This is a genomic window from Streptomyces sp. B1866 (assembly GCF_031932565.1).
In the GTDB taxonomy this organism is placed as follows: domain Bacteria; phylum Actinomycetota; class Actinomycetes; order Streptomycetales; family Streptomycetaceae; genus Streptomyces.
Window position 1 is genome coordinate 1 of the sequence record NZ_JAVSCF010000453.1, and the last position, 2,418, is coordinate 2,418.

Annotated in this window: 1 protein-coding gene; it reads left to right on the forward strand. The window is 75.7% G+C overall.

Annotated elements, in window-relative coordinates; all coding sequences use genetic code 11:
- The coding region (locus tag RKE29_RS29330; protein WP_312008747.1) for an SDR family NAD(P)-dependent oxidoreductase at positions 1–2,418 on the forward strand (2,418 nt) is incomplete at both ends.

A 2,418-nucleotide genomic window follows, 5' to 3' on the forward strand; every position in this document is an offset into this window, starting at 1 on the left:
GCCACGGTGGTGATCGCCGGTGACCCGCAGGCGCTGGACGAGCTGATCGCGGCCTGCGAGCGGGACGGGGTGCGGGCGCGTCGGGTGGCGGTGGACTACGCCTCGCACTCCGCGCAGGTGGAGGCGATCGAGGCGGAGCTGCTGGAGGCTCTGGCTCCCATTGAGCCGGTGTCGGGCCGGATTCCCTTCTACTCCACTGCTGTCGGTGAGTTCATCGAGACCAAGGTGCTGGACGCCGCGTACTGGTACGGCAACCTGCGTGGCCGGGTGGGTTTCGAGCCCGCGATCCGGGCGCTGGTGGACAACGGCACCGGGTTCTTCATCGAGATGTCCCCGCATCCGGTGCTGACGATGGCGGTCGAGGAGACCGTCCAGGCGCACGGCGCCCAGGACCGGGTCGCGGTCGTCGGCTCCCTGCGGCGTAACGAGGGCGGTCTCGACCGGTTCGTGGCCTCGCTCGCCGAGGCGCACGTGGCCGGAGTCGAGGTGGACTGGCCCGGCTTCTACGCGGGCACCGGCGCCCGGCAGGTCGCGCTGCCGACGTACGCCTTCCAGCGGGAGCGGTTCTGGCTGACGCCCGGCGCGGGCGCCGGGGACGCCGCCGCGGCCGGTCTCGGCCGGGTCGGACACCCGGTGCTGGCGGCGTCGGTGCCGGTGGGCGACCGGGACGAGTGGCTGTTCACCGGCCGGATGTCCATCGACTCCCAGCCGTGGACCACGGACCACGTGGTGTTCGGACTGGTCCTGGTGCCGGGCACGGCGCTGGTGGAGATGGCGCTGACGGCCGGCCGCGAGGTGGGCTGCCCGGTGCTGGACGAGCTGGTGATCGAGGCTCCGCTGCTGCTGGAGGAGGACGCCGCGCGGCAGATCCAGGTCACCGTCGGACGGGCCGTCGAGGACGGCCGCCGAGAGGTGGCGGTCTACTCCCGGCCCGAGTCCGGTTCCGGTGACGAGGACGGGCAGCGGGAGATGACCTGCCACGGGCGCGGCTGGCTGGCCGCCGAGGCGCGGCCGGCCGAGCCGTTCCCCCTCCAGTGGCCCCCGGCCGGTGCCGAGCCGGTCGCCGTGGAGACGCTGTACGCCGGGGTGAACGAACACGCGCACCTGACCGACATGGGCTTCGACTACGGCCCCGCCTTCCGGGCCGTCCAGTCGGCGTGGCGCCTCGGCGACGAGGTCTACACCGAGCTGGAACTGCCGGAGGTCGCGGGCTCCGCCCAGGGGTTCGGGCTGCACCCGGCGCTGTTCGACTCCGCGCTGCACGGCGGGCTCGGCATGCTCGACCGGGGGCCCAGCGCCACGGGCGGGCTGCCGTTCTCCTGGTCCGGGGTGCGGCTGGACGAGTCCGGCCGTACGCGGCTGCGGGTGCGGATCGGCCTGGCGGGCGACTCCGCGCTGCGGCTCGACATCGCCGGTGACGACGGCCGCCCGGTCGCGAGCGTGGGCCGCCTCGACGTCCGCCCGGTGGAGCAGGCGCAGCTTGAGGCCGCCCGGCAGGGCGGGCAGCGTCCGCTGTACCAGGTCGACTGGGTCGCGGTGCCGGGCGAGGCGCCGCGTCTGGTGCGGCTGGCGAGCCTCGGTGACGTCGTCGTGGACGGCGAGCGGTTCGCGGATCTGGACGCGCTGGAGCAGGCGCTGGCCGACGGCTGGCAGGCGCCGGACGCGGTCGTCACCGCGATCCCGGCCCCCGGCGCGGCGGGCGACGCGGCCGAGGCGCCGCGCGCGGTCGCCGAGAGCGCGCTGGAGCTGGTGCGGCGCTGGCTGGCGAGCGAGCGGCTGCGCGAGACGCGGCTGGTGGTGGTGACCCGCGGCGCTGTCGCGGTGGGCGACGAGTCGCCGGACGTGGCGCAGGCCGCCGTGTGGGGCCTGGTCCACAGCGCCCAGTCCGAGCACCCGGGCCGCCTCCTGCTGGTGGACGCCGACGAGAGCGCGGAGCCGGAGTGGCGCGCGCTGCTGGACGTGGACGAGCCGCAGGTGGCCGTACGCGCGGGCCGGGTGCTGGCGCCGCGGCTCGCGCGTGCCGACACGGACGCGTCCGACGCCGTACGGTCGCTGGATCCGGACGGCACGGTGCTGATCACCGGTGGTACGGGCGGTCTGGGCGCGCGGTTCGCGCGGCACCTGGCCGAGCGGCACGGCATCCGGCACCTGCTGCTGGTCAGCCGCCGTGGCCCGGCCGCCGACGGGGTGGCCGACCTGGTCGCCGAGCTGGAGGAGCTGGGCGCCAAGGTCCGGGTCGCGGCCTGCGACGTGGCCGACCGCGACCAGCTCGCCGACCTCCTCGGCTCGCTGGAGCAGCCGCTGACCGCCGTGGTCCACGCGGCGGGCGTCATGGACGACGCCGTGGTGGAGTCGCTGACCGCCGAGCAGCTGGCGCGCGTCATGCGGCCCAAGGTGGACGCGGCCTGGCACCTGCAC